Origin of the sequence: Paenibacillus montanisoli (genome assembly GCF_003268025.1) — a bacterium.
GTDB classification, from domain to species: Bacteria; Bacillota; Bacilli; order Paenibacillales; family Paenibacillaceae; genus Paenibacillus_Z; species Paenibacillus_Z montanisoli.
This window is the reverse complement of sequence record NZ_QLUW01000001.1, coordinates 355,560-374,054: the sequence shown is the minus strand read 5'-3', so window position 1 is coordinate 374,054 and position 18,495 is coordinate 355,560. Positions and strand designations below refer to the sequence as shown.

General features: G+C 41.8%; 27 protein-coding genes. 2 read left to right on the top strand and 25 right to left on the bottom strand.

The window, feature by feature from the left end; all coding sequences use genetic code 11:
• Positions 1–193 precede the first annotated feature (193 nt).
• The 4 genes from DL346_RS01760 to DL346_RS01745 all read right to left on the bottom strand — a co-directional run bounded on the left by DL346_RS01760 (position 194) and on the right by DL346_RS01745 (position 3,393).
• A complete protein-coding gene (locus DL346_RS01760; RefSeq protein ID WP_112880377.1) occupies positions 194–796 on the bottom strand; it encodes a mechanosensitive ion channel family protein in 603 nt (200 codons plus the stop codon).
• Between the two features lie 121 nt (positions 797–917).
• On the bottom strand, positions 918–1,238 hold the full coding sequence (locus DL346_RS01755; RefSeq protein WP_112880376.1) for an HIT domain-containing protein: 321 nt from the start codon (positions 1,236–1,238) through the stop codon (positions 918–920).
• A gap of 178 nt (positions 1,239–1,416) precedes the next feature.
• On the bottom strand, positions 1,417–2,061 hold the full coding sequence (locus DL346_RS01750; RefSeq protein ID WP_112880375.1) for a YczE/YyaS/YitT family protein: 645 nt from the start codon (positions 2,059–2,061) through the stop codon (positions 1,417–1,419).
• Between the two features lie 198 nt (positions 2,062–2,259).
• Positions 2,260–3,393, bottom strand: a complete 1,134-nt coding sequence (locus DL346_RS01745; RefSeq protein ID WP_112880374.1) for an NADH:flavin oxidoreductase — start codon at positions 3,391–3,393, stop codon at positions 2,260–2,262.
• A 118-nt stretch (positions 3,394–3,511) separates the two neighbouring features.
• Between DL346_RS01745 and DL346_RS01740 the strand changes: the two genes are divergently transcribed.
• Complete coding sequence (locus tag DL346_RS01740; protein WP_338066282.1) at positions 3,512–3,913, top strand: ArsR/SmtB family transcription factor; 402 nt, start codon at positions 3,512–3,514, stop codon at positions 3,911–3,913.
• A gap of 270 nt (positions 3,914–4,183) precedes the next feature.
• Here DL346_RS01740 and DL346_RS01735 read toward each other — a convergent pair whose 3' ends face one another.
• The 11 genes from DL346_RS01735 to DL346_RS01685 all read right to left on the bottom strand — a co-directional run bounded on the left by DL346_RS01735 (position 4,184) and on the right by DL346_RS01685 (position 10,465).
• Positions 4,184–4,585: an iron chaperone gene (locus DL346_RS01735; protein WP_112880373.1), complete on the bottom strand. Its 402-nt coding sequence runs from the start codon at positions 4,583–4,585 to the stop codon at positions 4,184–4,186.
• A gap of 71 nt (positions 4,586–4,656) precedes the next feature.
• Entirely contained in the window at positions 4,657–4,854 is a 198-nt protein-coding gene (locus tag DL346_RS29355) for a hypothetical protein (RefSeq protein ID WP_240632989.1), read from the bottom strand.
• A gap of 219 nt (positions 4,855–5,073) precedes the next feature.
• The gene (locus tag DL346_RS01725; RefSeq protein WP_133257467.1) at positions 5,074–5,364 is read right to left on the bottom strand and encodes a DUF4362 domain-containing protein; all 291 of its coding nucleotides are present in this window, start codon (positions 5,362–5,364) and stop codon (positions 5,074–5,076) included.
• Between the two features lie 541 nt (positions 5,365–5,905).
• On the bottom strand, positions 5,906–6,352 hold the full coding sequence (locus DL346_RS01720; protein WP_112880371.1) for a hypothetical protein: 447 nt from the start codon (positions 6,350–6,352) through the stop codon (positions 5,906–5,908).
• 105 nt (positions 6,353–6,457) lie between these two features.
• Positions 6,458–6,739 (bottom strand): hypothetical protein, encoded by a 282-nt coding sequence (locus DL346_RS01715; protein ID WP_112880370.1) that lies wholly within the window; start codon positions 6,737–6,739, stop codon positions 6,458–6,460.
• A 270-nt stretch (positions 6,740–7,009) separates the two neighbouring features.
• Entirely contained in the window at positions 7,010–7,225 is a 216-nt protein-coding gene (locus tag DL346_RS01710; protein WP_112880369.1) for a hypothetical protein, read from the bottom strand.
• 225 nt (positions 7,226–7,450) lie between these two features.
• On the bottom strand, positions 7,451–8,365 hold the full coding sequence (locus tag DL346_RS01705) for a ketopantoate reductase family protein (RefSeq protein ID WP_165822333.1): 915 nt from the start codon (positions 8,363–8,365) through the stop codon (positions 7,451–7,453).
• 120 nt (positions 8,366–8,485) lie between these two features.
• Complete coding sequence (locus DL346_RS01700) at positions 8,486–8,974, bottom strand: DinB family protein (protein ID WP_112880367.1); 489 nt, start codon at positions 8,972–8,974, stop codon at positions 8,486–8,488.
• Between the two features lie 218 nt (positions 8,975–9,192).
• Positions 9,193–9,714: a P-loop nucleotide/nucleoside kinase family protein gene (locus tag DL346_RS01695; protein WP_112880366.1), complete on the bottom strand. Its 522-nt coding sequence runs from the start codon at positions 9,712–9,714 to the stop codon at positions 9,193–9,195.
• Positions 9,715–9,750: 36 nt separating this feature from the next.
• A complete protein-coding gene (locus DL346_RS01690; RefSeq protein ID WP_112880365.1) occupies positions 9,751–10,017 on the bottom strand; it encodes a hypothetical protein in 267 nt (88 codons plus the stop codon).
• Positions 10,018–10,279: 262 nt separating this feature from the next.
• The gene (locus tag DL346_RS01685) at positions 10,280–10,465 is read right to left on the bottom strand and encodes a hypothetical protein (protein ID WP_112880364.1); all 186 of its coding nucleotides are present in this window, start codon (positions 10,463–10,465) and stop codon (positions 10,280–10,282) included.
• A gap of 368 nt (positions 10,466–10,833) precedes the next feature.
• Between DL346_RS01685 and DL346_RS01680 the strand changes: the two genes are divergently transcribed.
• A complete protein-coding gene (locus DL346_RS01680) occupies positions 10,834–11,622 on the top strand; it encodes a hypothetical protein (RefSeq protein ID WP_133257466.1) in 789 nt (262 codons plus the stop codon).
• A 53-nt stretch (positions 11,623–11,675) separates the two neighbouring features.
• Here the strand turns inward: DL346_RS01680 and DL346_RS01675 are convergent, their stop codons facing one another.
• From DL346_RS01675 to DL346_RS01625, 10 genes are all read right to left on the bottom strand, one after another.
• Positions 11,676–12,062 carry a YhfM domain-containing protein gene (locus DL346_RS01675; RefSeq protein WP_476739439.1) on the bottom strand — a complete coding sequence of 129 codons (387 nt, stop codon included), beginning with the start codon at positions 12,060–12,062 and terminating at the stop codon, positions 11,676–11,678.
• 71 nt (positions 12,063–12,133) lie between these two features.
• A complete protein-coding gene (locus DL346_RS01670; RefSeq protein WP_112880361.1) occupies positions 12,134–12,421 on the bottom strand; it encodes a hypothetical protein in 288 nt (95 codons plus the stop codon).
• A 61-nt stretch (positions 12,422–12,482) separates the two neighbouring features.
• On the bottom strand, positions 12,483–13,127 hold the full coding sequence (locus DL346_RS01665; RefSeq protein WP_112880360.1) for a P-loop nucleotide/nucleoside kinase family protein: 645 nt from the start codon (positions 13,125–13,127) through the stop codon (positions 12,483–12,485).
• A gap of 113 nt (positions 13,128–13,240) precedes the next feature.
• The gene (locus tag DL346_RS01660) at positions 13,241–13,819 is read right to left on the bottom strand and encodes a TMEM175 family protein (RefSeq protein WP_112880359.1); all 579 of its coding nucleotides are present in this window, start codon (positions 13,817–13,819) and stop codon (positions 13,241–13,243) included.
• 36 nt (positions 13,820–13,855) lie between these two features.
• The gene (locus DL346_RS29845) at positions 13,856–14,683 is read right to left on the bottom strand and encodes a HipA family kinase (protein ID WP_112880358.1); all 828 of its coding nucleotides are present in this window, start codon (positions 14,681–14,683) and stop codon (positions 13,856–13,858) included.
• A gap of 308 nt (positions 14,684–14,991) precedes the next feature.
• A complete protein-coding gene (locus DL346_RS01645) occupies positions 14,992–15,924 on the bottom strand; it encodes a phosphotransferase family protein (RefSeq protein WP_112880356.1) in 933 nt (310 codons plus the stop codon).
• 71 nt (positions 15,925–15,995) lie between these two features.
• Positions 15,996–16,295, bottom strand: a complete 300-nt coding sequence (locus tag DL346_RS01640) for a hypothetical protein (RefSeq protein ID WP_112880355.1) — start codon at positions 16,293–16,295, stop codon at positions 15,996–15,998.
• Positions 16,292–16,645, bottom strand: coding sequence for a DUF4362 domain-containing protein (locus DL346_RS01635; RefSeq protein WP_165822332.1), 354 nt, complete (start codon positions 16,643–16,645; stop codon positions 16,292–16,294). Before DL346_RS01635 ends, DL346_RS01640 begins: the two co-directional genes overlap by 4 nt.
• A gap of 399 nt (positions 16,646–17,044) precedes the next feature.
• Complete coding sequence (locus tag DL346_RS01630; protein WP_112880353.1) at positions 17,045–17,734, bottom strand: hypothetical protein; 690 nt, start codon at positions 17,732–17,734, stop codon at positions 17,045–17,047.
• 138 nt (positions 17,735–17,872) lie between these two features.
• Positions 17,873–18,157 carry a DUF4288 domain-containing protein gene (locus tag DL346_RS01625; RefSeq protein ID WP_112880352.1) on the bottom strand — a complete coding sequence of 95 codons (285 nt, stop codon included), beginning with the start codon at positions 18,155–18,157 and terminating at the stop codon, positions 17,873–17,875.
• Positions 18,158–18,495 lie beyond the last annotated feature (338 nt).

Sequence of the window (18,495 nt, the reverse complement as noted above, 5' to 3'; positions counted from 1 at the left end):
CCTCTGCCTTAAGCGAACAAGTAAAGGCCAGCCGGCTGCTTATCGGGAATCGGATAATGTTCTTGTCACGAATCGGGAATCGGATCAAGTTCTTGTCATCGCGAAATGACAAGTACTTGATCCGATAAATAAAGAAGCCCGCGATTACGCGGACTTCATTCGGACAATGTTCTTGTCACCCGACAAAAAACCGCTAAAAATTAGCGGTTTTCATTCGTATTTTCTCCTTCGGCACTGCACTCTTTGAAGTTTCAACTTGCTTCGGCTGAGCATTTGCATAATTTGCAACCTGCGTAATCATGCTGTTTGTTATATAATACATCTCACCATCAATACCTTTAATCTGCGTCGTCCGAAGTCCAAGCTCTTCTACCGTTCCCTCAATTGTATTGATTTTCACTTTATCTCCAACTGAAAATTGATCTTCGAATAAAATAAAGAATCCTGTGACTACATCTTTTACCAATCCCTGTGCACCAAACGCCACAGCAAGCCCAACAACTCCTGCTCCTGCTAGGATACCTTTAATATCAATAAAAATTTCTAAAACGGTAATGAGTGCAATAAAATATACCACATAATAAATGATATTTTCACACAGCTTTACCAAAGTCTGCTCTCGACCCTTGCGATATGCTCTTGTTTTAGCTGTTACGATAAAGAACTTGCGCACGAATGCTTTCCCGATTCGAGTCACGATATTCGCCACAATTAAAATAAGTGAAATCTTTAATACAATTCCCCCAAACTCTAGCAGTACTGCTGTATTCCATAAGTTTTCCTGAAACCAATTCATATATATCTCTCCTTTCACACATACAATATATCATAAACTAAATTGGTTAGTTGAGAAACGACAGCATTATACCGGCTGCCGTTTTTGATGTTTATTTAGCTATCGTGCCCGTTAGCTTCCATTATTTCCATCCCTTGATATGGTAATGGACGTGAAACACATCCTGCCCGCCTTTTTCCCCGCAGTTATTATTCACACGCATTCCATCGAGATTAAACTGACGGTACATCTGCTGTGCAATCTTATGAATGTGAGAGATAACAGGTAGGTCTGCTTCTTCTACGTTCATCAAGGTTGGAATGTGTTTTTTCGGAACAGCCAGCAAATGAACAGGGGCAGAAGGATCTTTACAGTGAAATACTATAATCTGGTCGTCCTCATATTCTACTTTTGCTGGAAGTTTTCTGTCGATAATTTTACAAAAGACGCAGTTCGACTCCATTTTACGATCGTCTCCGTTTCATTCTTTTTAAAGAACGTATGCTCCAAAAACGCAGTCAGGAAAAAATGGACAAATCCTTTTTTCATAAAACCCTCTTCTGTATTGAAAACTCAATATTTAATTACTAATCCGATCTGTAGTAATATATACCCTATTTTCACTGTCCCGGGAGATTCAATTATAAAGAAATCTCAAGCCGTCCCTTATGCTTCCGATTCAGACTAGCGATATAGGAACGCATCAGCTTCATGGAAAATTGAAATATAGGGCTTTGAATAAAGGTATATGCAAACGTCATGATAAACACTGGGCCGCCAAGGATGAATCCAATAATCAAGATGGTACTCTCTACAACGATTCTTGCCCGGCTAACCGATAACCCGGTTTTTTCCGAAATGGAAAGCATGAAACCATCCCTAGGACCGGCTCCGATTCCTGCAGCCACATAGATGCCTCCGCCAATGCCGGATATGATAATACCCATCAGCAAGATGAGCAGATTCAACCACCAATGATCCGTTTCATGAGGAAGTATGTTGAGATGCAAAAAGAAATCCATGATCGGGCCGATTGACAAGGTATTTAGAAACGTACCAATGTTAATATACTTCCTATCAACGACGAAGGCGATCAGCACAAGTACTAAGCCGCAAATAATACTCCACGTCCCAATCGTGAACCCGAACCGATGAAAAAGGGCGACATTTAATACCTCCCATGGATGCAGCCCCAAAGATTGAACCTTCACCGCAATCGCATTCCCTAATCCAAAGAAAGTTAAACCAAGAAAAAAAATAAAATACCGTAATAGCCGATACGCCATCTCTTCACCTCTACATCATATATATCCATCTCTTTTAAATGGAGAAGGATTGCCGACCCCTCTTACCACATTTCCTTTTAGCGTTCTCATCTATTCCTCCCATTTTAGCAGGAATTTTCATTAGAAGCAGCCTTCTACAAGCAAAAAGAGATGACAAAAGTGTCATCTCTTTTTGCTTAGTGTTGCCAATGAGTCGAATTAGTACAACCGGCTCAATGCGTCAGCGGAAAATGGAAGCAGTTCATGGAACCGTTCGCCCCGAACCTTCTCAGCCCAAGCAGGATCCACCAACAGGGCGCGTCCAATTGCGACGAGATCGAATTCGTTCTGCTCTAACCGGACAAGCAACTCGTTGATGTCGGTCGTTCCTGCGCTTTTTCCTCTGAAGGAGCTCATGAATTCATCATCGAGACCGACGGACCCTACAGTGATCGTCGGCTTGCCCGTTAACTTTTTCACCCATCCGGCAAAATTCAGGCTAGATCCTTCGAACTCGGGTTCCCAGAACCTGCGAGTCGAGCAGTGGAATAGATCTACCCCCGCTTCCACGAGAGGAGCGAGTAATTGACCGAGCAGTTCGGGCGTAGCAGCGAGTTTGGCCGTATATTCGGACGATTTCCACTGCGACAATCGAATGATGATCGGGAAGTCAGGACCTACTGCGCGGCGGCAAGCTTCGATGATCTCGACGGCAAATCGAGTCCGTGCCTTTAAATCGCCACCGTATTTATCCGTGCGTTGATTCGTTTTCTCCCAGAGGAATTGGTCGATCAAGTAACCATGGGCGCCGTGGAGTTCAATACCGTCGAAGCCAATCCGTTTCGCATCGGCTGCCGCTTGTGCAAAAGCTTGTATGACTTGATCGATTTCAGCCTGCGTCATCGGTTCATTCACTTGTTCACCTAGCAGATTAAGTCCTGAAGGTCCAATTGATGGGGCTTCCGGATGAGGGAGCGAACCGTTTTTGCGGGTCATCCCAACATGCCAGAGCTGCGGTACGATACGCCCTCCCGCTTCGTGCACCGCGTCAGCGACGCATTTCCAGCCTGCAAGCGCTTCTTCCCCATGAAAGTTAGGGATACTGGGATTATCGGTTGCCGCTGGATGATTGATCAGCGTGCCTTCCGTAATAATCAAGCCAACACCATTTTCCGCGCGTCTACGGTAATAATCCGCTACGTCCTGTCCAGGTACTCCTCTCGGTGAGAAGCCTCGCGTCATCGGAGCCATCACGATCCGGTTAGTTAAGCTGAGATTACCTAATGTAAAAGGCTTGAACAATCCTTCCAAGGAATGCGAGTTCGTTGCTTGATTGGTATATTGATTTGTCATGGTTGTACCTCCATACCACTTGTTTTTTCTATAAAGACTTCATTTTTGACATGCTTTTCACACGCTTGATTGTTTAATAATTCGATTGTTATCGAACAATAGAAATATAGCATGAGGTGTGCTAAAATGCAATCACTACGTTTCGCAAGGAGGAAGCATCCTGAAGATACTTTATCACCCGGACAAAGCCGATATTCATCTCTCGTCCATCCTCTATGCGTTGAGTGATCCCGTCCGGTTATCCATTGTGGCAGAAATCAGCAGAATAGGGGAATGCACTTGTGGCGGCATCGATGCCAACGTCGTGAAATCGACCTTGTCCCACCACGTCCGTACGATGCGCGAAGCAGGGGTCGTACAAGTTCGCGTGCAGGGAACCCAGCGTTTCTTGTCCATTCGATCGGCTGATCTAGAAGAAAGATTCCCCGGCTTGCTCAGTTCCATTCTAAATGCCTACGCAGGCTCAAACGAGCCTATTTCCAACGTGACCGAAGCTTCTTGTCGGACGACAAAAACTTGACCCTATTGTCCGCAGACTCAGGCAGTCGATGAATCATCGTTATCGTTCACCGGTATTTTCCGGTGGATCCTGAACTACGCGACCATAGACTGAAATTAAAACAACGTCAGTATGGACATTCAAGTCCTCGACTGACGCTGTTTTATTTAGCTATCGTGCCCGTTAGCTGAATGAATCAAGCCGAATGGCCCGAAGCGTGAATACGTTGTTATACGAAGTCACAACTCTTAATTATTTGATCAATGAATTCCTTAAAAAGGTTGTTAATTTTCACTTCTTCCCCTTCCCCTTAGCCTTCCCCTTACTTTTCGCCTTTTGGATGTTCTCTGCTGCCCGGAAGCGGACAATTCTGGAAATCAGGTCGTAGGGTATTGGCTTGGTAAAGGGGAACTGGACGGAGCCTTTGGCTCCTTTGTAGGCGGACAACTCCCCCTGAAAGGCTTCTATTCCGCTTGGAGTCGGGTAGAAGCCAATGTGAGAATTGAACGCGGCAAAGTGCACCAGGTTCCCGTGAAAATCAAAGGTCGGCATCTGGTAGCTGATCTTTTCTTTCGCATCCGGCGCCGCCTCATGAATGACTCTTCTTACCTGATGTAAAATGTCCTGTATCTCCTGTGGAAATTGCGATACATACTCATCAATTGTTCTGAACCCTGTCTGTTTGCTTTCCATTTATATCCCCTTCCTGTCAGCAGTTCGTTCAAAACGGCTGCTCCATGGCAGCCGCTCAAGTATCGTGCCCGTTAGCTCAATCCATGATTTTCGTCAATTTCCCATGAAAACTCATTTGCAATCGCGATAGCAATTTCGGTTATTGTTTGCTCCAGCATGTCGTCAATATATCTAGGTAAATCAATTTCAATCAAATTCACTTCTTCAATCCCATCGAGTGTATTGAACCCATAGTTACCAATTTTATCAGCAAGTGATAACTTCTCCATTGATTTCTTTGCTAAATGTCAAGTGACTTATCTTTTCGAATTTTAAGTTACGAATTAATGTTGCTCTAAGACCTTGGATTTCACTTTTTTCGTGTAATTATCAGAATGGATACTAATATAGTCATACATTGATTTCACTCCATAGGCAGCCTGTTCTTCGTTTGGAACTATTGTGCCCGTTAGCGTAAAGAACTCTCTGGAATACCTTCATGTTACTTTTTATTTCTTTGGAAATGCTATGTATCCCTTTATATCGTCTTCTAAATAACCTTCGCAAATTGAAACTGAAAAAACTGTTCTTGCGTTCTCCTCTTCTTTATTTAATTTTTCACATTTATATACTTCTATCGCACCATTACTGTATGCATCTCTAGACATATCATTTATCCATACTATTTCCTTGCCATTTGAATTGATGCTAGTTATAACTGGTCCACTGTCTATAGTAGGTCCTACTACCACTAGGTAATCGCCTTTATGCTCCAGGAATCTCTCATAGAGTGTATTCATTCTATTCAAATCAATTTAACAAATTTATAAAGAAAGCTTCTTTGAAGGTAATCATTTTTGTTCGTTACATTCAATCGAATTGAATAAAAGAGACCAATGCTAAGGATAACAATGACAAATGAAAGTAACCAAATTATCTTTTTCATATTGTCTCTCCTTAGAATCGCGTTAATATCAGTTAATGTTTATTTGCGAAGTTTGCAAAATTCCGTCCTTTGAGTATTCAACGAAATCAATGAACTATCAAAATCAATGAACTATCCTGCCCGTTAGTTGAGAAACGGCAGCCATACATTGAAGTAATCTGCCCTTTAGCTCAAACAGCTGCCGACAACGGCAGCCCTTTCCCGTTTTGCTATCGTGCCTGTTAGCTTAATGAAAGACCGAATCAAATCCTCGAAATACTCGACCGGGGCAGCTTGTCTAACGAAGCGCGAATATTATCTTTTTCAACATATTAGCGCATAAAAAAGGACGACAGGTCAAGACTTCGCTCTCCTTACTGGAGCAATGGGCTACCGTTCCCCGTTAGCGGAATAAGCTAACCTATGCTTCTCCTTTTTCTCCATATAGCCATGGCTGTTAAAAGGACCAAGAGACCGACAACAGATAATGTTGCTGCCCATGGTTTTACATTGGACAGCTCTTGAAGTGGTCCTATTTGGGATGCCTTAAAAAACTTTTCATCTACCTTAACTGCAATTGCATCCTTAATGTCCACCCCTTTAATTTCAAACAACGAGCTTCCCACATGATGTTTTTCGTTTGACTCGCCGTTCTTCTTTGGCATCGGGGTTCTTTGGCGCTTAATTTTTCCAATCTCATTGCCGATGTCTTTGCTATCGACTTCCTCGACAGAAAGTCCATACAAGTAATTATTCCAAGCAACGCTACTTGGGTAGGTGCTGGCAAAAGCACCTTCTATATTCGACGAAAACCACGTTAATACAATGACAAAGAACAAAAGCAAGAATTTTTTATGCTTCATGCAGAGCCATTCCTCCGTTTTTTGTTGAACAAATCTGCCATTAGCGGAATAGGCTGCCGATAGTTCGGCAACCGGTTCTTCATTTTGCTATCGTTCCCCGTTAGCTCAGTCATGCCTGGGACCAAAGGAAATATTACGAGGTAAATCTGTACCTCTTAACCTTTCATATGCTTCACGTATATCCGGGACATTTTCTTTCGTGAGAATGATCCCATTTAGTGTGTTTTTGATAATCTCTATCTCATCTGTATTAAGCAAAGACAAACCACTTATAGAAATTTGTATTGGCTTGTCCATGTGTTTTGATAACACGGTTATTACTTGTATCTTCTCTGCATCAGTAAGCTTTTCGTATTGAGATATAATCATTTCAAAAGATTCACTCAAAAATCTCCCCCCTTTAATGTGTTTCACCAATTTATTCCACGCAAATATTATGTTATCCTGCCCGTTCGTATAATGAGGTCACCAGAACTTACTGGGTGACCTCATTTTTTTGTGGTCGTCAGAGGCTGCCGGCGAATATCATTCAAGGAGTGGTTACGTGAATCCTGTAAGTTCAAGTCATCGTCAAATGGCAAGAACATGATCCGATAAAAAAAAGTCCGCGTTTTCAGCGGACTTCATTCGGACAATTTTCTTGTCATTTGACAATCTTCATTCAATTACCTTCACAAAGTCATGTTGGTGGTTCTTTGAATGAATTTCTTCAAAAAACAAATCGTTTAGCGAGCTTACAGTGCCGTCTTTTTCAACCTGAAATAAGTCCAGTTTCTCACCATTTACTGTAATTTCAATACAGCAGTTCCAACAAAAATATTGCTGTTTACCGATCTTACCAATATCAATCGAATTACAATTCAAACATTTCATGTAGAGATGTCCTCCTTACATTTAAAAACCAGCTATAATCTATCAATATCTTTCCCTATTGTTTGGTAGATTATACTGTGTCTCCCTTATGGCCACGCGACATCCCTAGACCAGGCAATTTCGAAACTAATGCTGTCCATTAAATCAAAAAGCCCGCGTATTCCGCGGACTTCAATCATGTGTATATCTATTGCATTCTCTATCTCTGGATAAGCGGTTCAAATCTCAGCGCCCTTGACCCTCCTCGATAGCTAATAAGGAGTTGTACATTTCTTTTATAACCGGGGCCTCGATTCCTAATATTTGAGCCTTTCGCACCAGGTAGCCGCATAATGATTCAATTTCCATTTTCTTTCCTTGTTCTCTATGTTGGAGCATAGAGGGTTTGTGGCTTCTTACGCGCTCCCCTATAGGAAATACTTCATTTATTGCTTCCTGTTTCAAATCTACCCCCAAGGCCCTTCCAATACAAACGGTTTCTCGAAGGATTTCTTCAGCCCATCTTCTTAGCTCTGCGTCATCGGGAATATCACCGACTGTTGCCATTTTCAAAGCAGATAAAGGATTGAAAGTAACATTCCATAAATACTTTACCCATTTGGTTTCTACGATGTTTAATGATTGCGAGCAGTTCAAACCAGCTTTATTGAACAGATTATTCCAAAATTCCACATGCTTTTGCGTGTTTTCCGACAAGTGACCGATGACAAAGGTTCGAACGTTTTCTTGACTGATCACACCGGGGCGCACTACTTTCACATTCAGGTAGGCAATGCCGGAAATAACCTGATCTCTTCCGAATAAGTCGGTTAGTATTTCCTCATTGTCTACCCCGTTTTGCAGAGTTAGAATAACCGCGCCGGGTTTTACATAGGGGAGCATGCTTTTGGCTGCCTCAGCCGTTTGGTACGAATTTACTGTAAATAATAGTAGATCCGCTTGGGAAATCGTTTTAAAATCATCAGTGAACGTACCTTGGAAATGACTGCTTTTTAAGCCGGATTGAATGATTAATCCATCCCGTCTCATCGCTTGCAAATGCTCACCTCTTGCCACAAAAACGACTTCGTTTACGAACGGGCTCAGCATACCTCCGCAATAAGCCCCGACTCCGCCTGCGCCTATAACCGCCAGAATCATTGATGTCCACCCGCTCATTAATCATCTGTGACCATGATCAGTGTATGCAAGGTCAGATTGGGTTGACAGCGCGATCATAAGCAGCAGATCCGACACTGAATCGTCAATTCCGAAAACCTGCTAATCGATTTTTTGGAGTTGCATTAGTTTCTTGAGTAGCATTATTTGACCAATATGATAAGCATTATGTAGGCATAAATTAGATACTACTCCCCACCAAGGAGCGTTGAAATACGATGAGATTTCCGAACTGAGTTTAAATTCTTCGCTTTTCTCAAGCGCCGTATTCCAACTTCTAAATACTAGATCGAGTCTTTGTAGGGTTCTATTCCATTCAGCATCATTAATGGTGTTTGGATCTACATAAAACGTATCCTCGTTGTTTGTGGTACCTGGTAATTCAAACTGTTCGATCTCAAATCTCTCCAGCCATTTCTCATTCCAAAAAATAAGATGATTCACAATTGCCCATATGGATTGTTTGCTTGCATACTCCCTCGCAGCTTGTTCTGCATTTAAATCAATTAGTACTTCTTGAAGAGGAATAAACCAGCTCTTATCGTTATAACAAGCGTTTAATTGATCAATGAGAATAGATTTGTAATTCATCCTAAAACCTCACTTCTTGATTATTATTTTCTCGGTTCTTTCTAAACATCTTATGGACGAACTTCGAAAAAAATCCATAACATGAATATTCGCGAACCAGATACCAGTATCCTATTTTATATACGAGCTTCGATAGTATACTTGATTTTGCTAACCTGCCCATTATAAAAAAACAGCCGTTTTATCGGCTGTCTACGTTGTTTCGATTGAACTTCCCGTTAGCTCAATCCATTAACGATTTTGCTCTTCAGACCTAGCAGTTCGCGCAACGCCATCAAGCTTTCGTCCACGGTTTGATGAGCCGTGTCGATAATGATGTGATCGCGGTCCCAAACCTCGTAATGTCTGCTCTTAACCTCATTCCACGTGGGGAGAGTAAAGCCGGGAATATCAGTTATACGCGTAGTGACTCGATGCTTGTGTTCACGTTCATCGGAGCAGACCACTTCGATTTCGACAAACGGAATTTCGAGAGACTCCGCCACGCTGCGCCAAGCTTGGCGTGTTATATGAATGGGATTGACCGTGTCTGCTATCACTTCGAGGCCTAAACGGAGATTCTGCTTCGCAATCTCGTAACACACAATATAACCTTCAGGCCCCTCAACCCTGAGCCCGGCAACTCGCATAGCCTGTTCCACGACATCGACCCGAAGATACGTGGCCCGAAGTTCGCTGGCCAAAGCTGCTGATAACGTAGACTTTCCGGTGCCTGGCAACCCGCCAAAGATATACAGCATAAAACTTCCCTCCTTCAACACTACATTAGCGCAACGCTATTTTTTCTTCCTCCATTTCCTGAGTGTATAATAAACAACAATCCCTAGCAGCATCAATACCGGTATCTCTACTGTACGCCAAATAGAGCTTGATTGATATCCAAATGTAACTTTATCTTGCAAATGATTAACTGACTCATATGACTCGACAAGGTCTGGTACATGTTTCATTGTAAGATACATACCTTGTATAAATTGAAATGCATAAAAGACAATTACAAATATTAATCCCACTGCAACTGCTCGAAAAAAATGAACTTTCATCTTACCTCCTTAATATCATTATCTCAACTTCCATTTATTGTAACCATCGTTTCACATTAAATCCTAACGTGGCATTAAAAGCCTTTTTAACTCTACCGCTTCAATCGATCCTCTTACATAAATTTGAGGTCATATTTTCATTTTTCCTTCCTCCTGTATCGGCAATATGAAAAAAAGGAGCAGTTGCCGCGCAGACTGCTCCTTTTTTGATATCTTTGTTATTCAATTGTTACGCAAATCTGTCCGTTAGCCAGTGCAAATCCTATTTCGGGCTTCTTCGGATTCTGGAATAGACCACGAACCCAGCAATCAGCATGGAAATGAAACCTAAGTTATTGGCTGGCTCTGGTCCCATTCCCAGCACCATGCAAAGATTGGTAACCAAGCTCTTTGTTAGGAGCGCAATCGCAATCAGCATAATCGGACGAATAAAATTGTACTTTTTCATATGTGCCACCTTTTCTGATAATTCTTTGCTTACATTATTTATCTTGTACATTTCCATTCGACCCTTTAATAAACAAACCTGCCGGTTACTTAACAAACGATAAGGAGCCGCCGTAGCAAGCCCCTCGTCTATCGTTCCCCATAATTATAATATCTCAGGCACATTTAGAGTAATCTCCTTCGCATTAGTCACTTCTTTAAATTAAATACGTAATATTCAAATCAATGTTGCGCAAAACTGCTCCACTTCGCTATGTCATTTCGATGTGAATAACATAATTTTCACAAGGGAATGGTAATAACCAGAAAAAACCAGCCTTTGGAGGAAAAATGATGAGGAAGATTTACATAAGTCTTTGGATTTCAATAATGGCTATTACAATTACAGCTTGTACGAACAAACAATATGGTGCAAATTCCACACCTAAGGAACAGCAACGAATAGTCTCAAATGAAATGGCAGGCCTCTCTCAGCAAGCAGGTGTCCCTCAGCAGATTGAGGCTAATAGAAACACAGTTACGGATATCGAAGCGAAGGTAAGCAAGGCGCTAGCAGACATTGACGCATTAAAGAAGGAAAATGTGACGCTCAAGGCACGTTTGACTGAGATTGAGAGTTCGTCGAGTCTACCGAGCCCAAAGCCAAATCCTGCGCTTAAAATGAATGTTGACCCTGTTCTTACAAGACATGGTTACGGCGAGTCGGTTAAAATTGAAGATGACGGAAAAAACGGAAAAATACTGATTTTTCTTCCAACAGAAGCAGAAATCCAAAAGCTTAATCGTGATGGAAATTCATTAGCAGACATTAAACCTATCCTAGAAAAGAACTATCCGACAAGTAAGTATTTTGATTGGGAAGCAACTGATGCTATGAAACTCGGTGAAGACTATGCGGTTATTTTCATGAACAGTCATGTTTCCCCTGAATTGAACAAAAAAACGGAAGAAATTGAAACAGCGATTAAAAACAAAGGGTTTCTCTTTGCAGGCGTATACTTCGACCCTGCCTCCAAATATGTTGAGATAAGCAACTTTAATCCTATCCCTGACGATGTAGCTAAAGTAGAGCAAGCAATTAGCAAGTGTTTCGGCGGCAAGACGGTTAAGTATTTAGGAACAGCACGCGGTAGGGACCATTTCTACGTTGAAGATTAAAATGGGAGTTTTTCAAAAGAAAGTTAAGCCCACCTAACTAGGTGGGCTTTTTTTCAATAGTAACTCTTCATCAGTTGGTAAACCTCTCCAGCTGATTCCTTGGATAATGAGTAAGTGGTATGTGTATCATTTACGTTCTCGATTGTTCCAGATTCTTCGGTTATCCAAAGAAAATAGGTTTCTTTGCCTAATTCAACTTTATAATGTGGGTCTGCCATATCGGCTATACCTGGGTTCTTCTTTGCACGCTTAAAAGCCGTGTTGAAAATGGATATATCCGTTGGATCCGGAATTACTTTTAATGAATCCAGGTTCGTCTCTTGAAAGCTTTCCATTTCATAAACATTAAGTTGTTCGATTTTTTCGTTTGTGCAGCCTATTAGTAATGATGAGAGTATTAAGATGGCGGTACTGCAAAATACAATATATCTTTTCATCATATTCACCCCAAACCATCAGACGCCCTACAATGTAATATTGTTTCAGTTACAACTTGATGCCAATCAACCTGTTAGTTCAGTGGTTTTGATGCAGTGATCAATTCATTCTCATTTTCCAGATACCTTAATGTTCGCTCAATATCAACCACATCGTAGCTTCTCACAATTATCATATGCGGGATAAACAAGCCTGGAGGATCTATATCTTTTCGAGACAAGTTGTTTTTAAGTCTTTCAGGCGTGTATAAAATACTCCAACGCTCGCTTCCATCTTCAAAACTCATAGTAATTTCAACCCAATTCCATTCATCTGAGGAACCGGCCGGCTCATCATCAAATTTCCATTTTAATAATTTCATTTAGTTCCTCCACACATTTAGTGCCCGTTAACATCTAATCTGTACTTGTCATCTGAGAACTCTAAGGCTGTGGTTGAATTCCAGCTGCTTGGCGAATCATCGCCAATAATTTGATTGCTGTTTCATGAGGCGTGTCTTGGCTCGTGTCAAGAGCAGCGATTTCTGGATTACATGTCGGACCTTGCTCGATTAGCCACCGATTAAAACCAACCATACCTTTAATAAAATCATCACTACCACTGGCTCTCCAAGTAGGTCGACGTTTCAACCGTTCCTCGAGTAAGCTGCTCTCACAAACCAGTGCGATATAATGGGTTTCTCCAAAATAGCGCCTTTCCTCGCAATCCTCCAACTGCTCAGGAACGGTTGTTCCGCATAATACAACCGGCTTCCCTGCTTGCGCAATGTTCTTAGCCATCCGAAGCCACATCTCTCGGTAATTTCGATAGTTCGTTTCCGGCTGATTATAACGGTCATCCCATAGGATGTCCGTTTCCATCACAACGACGTCTTTCGTCATGCTCGAAAGTTCCAGAACCAACGTGGATTTCCCAGAACCGCTGGCTCCTGTCACGATAAACAGCGGCAATTGAAGAAAGGGATGCGGATGGTTGCATTCAGGACAGATTGCATAGGTGCGATCCTGGGTATGTTGAATGATTTTATCCACACGGTATTCGCCACAAGTAGGACAGACATTGAACATTTTATTTCACCTCTTGTTACTCAAGTTATTTGTTTTCATCGCATTTAAGTCGCCCAAGGGAGTTCAACGTTCATTAATCATGCGCTTAACCCTTGTTGCCATAACTTTCTCCTTTATTTTCCTCTCAAAAAATGCTCGATTCTCTTTTCCGGCACAACCCAGATCAAAGCCACAAGTACGTAAAAGAAGCCGGATACCCAAGGACTCACATAGGCGGTCAAGATCGCGATCAAGTAGAGGAAAGGAGATATTCTTACCTTCCAATCTTTGCCCATCGACTTAAATATTGCAGAATCGTCGGGATATTGGTTGAGGATTGCTAGCTGAAGCCCCCGGTAAGATATCGCAGAAAGAAGAAGGATAATACCATACAATGCCATTGGGGCGGGCGCAAAATCGCTATCCCCCATCCACCCAGTCGTGAATGGAATAAGGGATAGCCAGAAAAGCAAAATTAAGTTGAGCCACATCAGCCGCCCGTTCATTGTTCGAATCATGTGCAGCAGATGATGATGATTACTCCAATAAATCCCAACATAGACAAAACTAAAGAGATAGCTTAGAACTTTCGGACCTAAATCGATTAATGCGTGCCAGTCGTGGCCTTCCGGTACTTTGAATTCCAGCACCATGATCGTGATGATAATCGCCAGCACTCCATCGCTGAATGCTTCCATTCGGTTTGCTTTCATTCAGATCACTTGTTTCTCCTTTCGCGCTCTTAAAGGTCACCTATTCCATAATGCAGATATAGCCTGTGGTATCAGCCTACGTCTTAATAAAACGTATGCAGCGGCTTTAGATCGAAGTTCCAGAGAAGCGCCCCACTCACTTGGTATATCTGCGAAGGCACGTATGATTTCGCTATCGGAAATTGACATCAACTCATTTAGTATAACGGCGAACAGAGACGGATCTTTCAGTTGTTCTACCATTCGAAATTGTGAAGGGATTTTAGGTTTTATCTTTTCTGCTTTTGCGAATTTCGGATCGTCCCAACGATAAACGGTAAGGAAGAATCCGTGATCTATGGAGAGAAGTCGTCGGTCACTAGTGACTAAAGCAGAGACATCGATTCCTCGGAGCCAGGTCTGGAATGTGATGAGACGAGCGACTTGTTCTAATTCCACGTCATCTAATATATCGGACCCACCTATTTTGACCTCAATTGCATTTTCAACCAGTCTGCTTCCAAAGCTTGGACCAGGTGCTGGTTTATGAGCTGAGCGGTGCTTAGTAGGCGGGTGAGTAGCGAGACTAGCCACGTTAAGTGGTACATCAATGATTTCGACTTTTGGACAAAGCGGCGGGTCAAACAATTGTCCCAATCGGCCGCAAACGAGATCTGTGGTCAGGAACTTAAGGGGGCTTCCCAGACGTTCGTCTTGTGGATTATTCCTGCATTTCACGACGTACCAGGATTGGTCCGAAGCTAAGCAATTCCAAGGTTTCGATCCACCTGGCGTACGAGCATGGAGAGTAACTGCTCGAATCCTCTCTCCTCTCGGTCTTAGGTCCAACTCGCGAAGACAGCTGGTGATCGCATTGACGTCCATCTGATTTGATCCCCCACCTTCAACTGACTGCCCCCTCGCTGCTTCTTTTGTCCTGCTGTTTTATACTTCGCCCTTAAAGAAATCCTTGAAAAAGGCAATACCACCCATAATAAACACAATGCCTATAATCCAGTAAACATAGTTAGGAACGTAATCATTACCAACGTTTTCAAGAATTTCAGTCGCTCTGTTTATGACCTTAATTAATGCAAAAGTTAATAAGGAAAGACCCATTAGCAAATATGCAAATATCCAATTGGTCTCAATGTTCTTCCCCCTTCAATCATAACTGTTAGCGTAACGTGCCATCAATTCGTAAGTCCAAGTAAAAAATCCCGGGTATTCACGTAGGCATCGGTCCAACCCATTTTCGCGAAAAAACGAAGACCGTCGATCCCCTTTAAATAACGCGCGCCGATCATCCGTTCCTTAAAATTCGGAATGACGAAACCTTCGCGCTCCTGATTGTCCTGGTAATATCGAACGATATCGTGCCCCCACCCCCGCATCATCATTTCAAGCGTTGCGACATCCACCAAGAAGTCTCCGTATGCGAAATTGCCATCAATGATCCCAGTGATACGTTGGCCGTTGGTCAAGATGTTCCAGGGGGAGTAATCCCCATGAATGAAATGACGGTGCGGTTCGTTATAGGCCGAATATTCAATTAGTCGGCTATAGCATTCTTCGAATACATCCCTCTCCAGGCAGGATGTCCGAAAGAGATCGTACCACCCCTCCCAGAAATTTCCCTGCTGATCCTCTGCAAAGAAATCGATCAAGTAGTCCCGCCAGCTTGGATACGTACCGCTGCCGTCCGGTTTGATCCACCCATATCCGTTCGTGTTCGACACCTGTAAATGGTTGATTCGGGTAAGAAGCTGGATAAGCTCCGGCATCAATGCGATCTGCCGCTCCGTGTTGCAATCAGCCAGGATGCTGCCTTCGATCCGCTCTAAAATGATGTATTTCAATTTGCCCGCGTCCCCTTCGCCAAGGACACGAGGAAATGGAATCCCTTGTCCGGACAGCAGTTTAGACACATACCTTTCCGTTCCGTAAGCATCCCCAAGATCGCTGAATTTCACCACGAATGGTTGCCCTTGGTGCACAAACGAATAGACTCGGCTCAAGTTTCCGCCCTGCATTTGCTCGATATGTTCAATTGTCGATTCGAAATGGCCGCCGAGTACATCCCTTAGTTCGGCAATGCCTATAACCGGTTTCTCGTAAGCTGTCATAGAGCTACCAACACCTCTTTCTGCTTTCCGCAGATATTTTTTATTTGCTCCCAACGTTCCAGTGCCATTAATCACCTGTTAAAAAATGTGTTTAAAATACCAACTGCTCTTATTATAATTTCTTCTCCCTTTTTGTTTTCATAGTAATCATCATAGATTGAATAGATTCCAAGGTGTTTAACATGTCGTGATCTCCATTCAATTATTTCTTCCGTTTCTTTAACTTGTTTACACTTGATATCAATACCATCATTGGTACAGGAGACACCATGATTGTTTTCTAACCAGCTCTCATACTTTGAATCCCCAGGGTTTGTAAGAAATAAAATAACAGTAATGACTAAAATAATAACTATAATTTTTCTTTTCATGTATCCTCCGCATCCAAACTAGGCTTTTCAATACGCAGAAGGAAATAACTCACATCAGAGTAGTTTTTAACACAGTCGCTAATAACATAGTCGATTTGTCCTTGTAGGACATCCTCGGTTGTGATGCGCGAACAAACGTCTATTTTTTTGCCTTTTTGGCTCCCACCGTAAGCGTCGTGTGAATTGTCATAGCTGTATTGTATTACTTTTCCATCGTACTCTAAGTCTTTAAAGATAGGATCACCCTCATCGGTGTACCCAGTAACACGAATACGGTCTGGATTATTATTTTCTAAGTTGGCTAAGAATTCTTCGAACCGTTCAACGTTAGACACTTCATTGAAAACCACGACATCGCCCTTCCTAATTGCTTCTTGATAGGAGTAACCACTGTTTTTAGAGCAAGCAACGATTGAAAACACTAAAACGCAACTCAATAATAGAATTATAAATCTCATCATATCGCCCCATCATCTATAAATACTTGCATATTCTCCCCTTGTAAATTTATTCCTTATCCCATTGGTTAGACGCATGAAAATGCCTTGAAGTTGTGCTACTAATCAATAAAAGATTCTGACCATGCAAAAAGGAGCAGCTGCTACTGCAAACTCCTCCTTTTTACATATATTCAACTACTGTGTGATTTACATCAAATTTTACTTTCCATTCCTCATTGACCTTAATCCTCGTCATTGAACTATCGTACCCGTTAACGTTAATGACTGGTGATTCATGTGTATTAGTCATTAATCCTCAAGTGGATATTCGATTACCACCCAAGGAAGCCACAGAACTGGCTCAGTACCATCTATTTCATCATTTGTATATTGTGCCAGTTGTTCTGCTTCTTTTAGAGTGCATATAAAACCATTCTCGTTGAGGGAGAATGAGAATTTTTGTCTATATTCGTCAAATAAATAATTGCATATGTAGGAGTGGAAAGTGCCATATTCATAACCCAATATCTCAAAGCCTAAAATAAAGCCACCTTTTTCAAGAATCTTGTTTTGGCAAATATTTTGCTCAATTCCATAAAAGAATCCTTCTTCAAAATCATTTTTAAGATATTCTGACAATTCGGGAGGTAATCCAATTCCAATTAACTTAATTTCATTGATTTGGTTTAGATACTTATGATAAAACTCCCTGGCTTTCTGTAAGCTTGTAAATACATTCGGGAAACCTAAAGACTTGTTGTTAAATTCCTGTTCAACCCACTTCTCCAAACTATTGTAGCTGTCTTGACTTAATTTTAACTGCTTCATATATTCCATTTTCTTGGATTTAGATTCATCCCAACATGCCCCAATGTCTAGGTAATTATCACAAATACAATTACTGGCTGATAGCACCATTTCTGGAAATATACCCTTATCCATATAATCAGCCCATTTTATAGGTTTTGCTAAAAAATACCCTCCTAAAAGAAAGTCCAAGATACACCCTCCTCTCAATACTTAAGTATACTGGATGATCTTCCGATCAGTTTTGTTTGAATTCAATGTCAGACATGATTGGCAAATTACACTTTTTTTTTTTACAGCTTTACATCAGTTCACTCATCATTTCATTTATCACATCATTTGGACTGATTCGACCATCGGGTAGTCTTGTTTCTTCAGGGTATTGTTGTGAAAGAAAATCATCTCGTGACAACTTGGGGTATATAAAAAGCGGTAATGGACCTCTGTACCTGTTTGTAAGGTCTTGTCCCACAAATGTAAGCTTTGAATCGCTTTAATGAATACGTATTTTACCGTTTCCCCATATACATTGGTGTATTCCATTTCATCGTCTTTTGCCACTAGTTTTGCTTTTGAATATGCTTGCTCATGTGAAGAGGCTTGGACGAGGATCATAATTTCTTTTCCTCATTCGTTTATTCATACTATGAACCCCCTCGCACGTTTTTTAACCTAGTAGTAGTGTATTTATTCAAGAATCGGATGTTTTATGAGTTGATAATTCGCGATTTTCCTTCTATATAATTTATCAAATCAAGAAAATTCGATTTAAATTCGACAACAAATAAACCATGAACGGTTGGTCAAGGGCATCGTTGGGCGGCAGCCGGTTCAAGTATCGTTACCCGTCGTATTATGAGGTCAGCCAGTTTTTACTGGTTGACCACTTTTGTTTTTGTGGTGTGTATTTGTCAGTAGCCGGGGCAGATCGGCCGTACCCCTGGGTCTGTAAC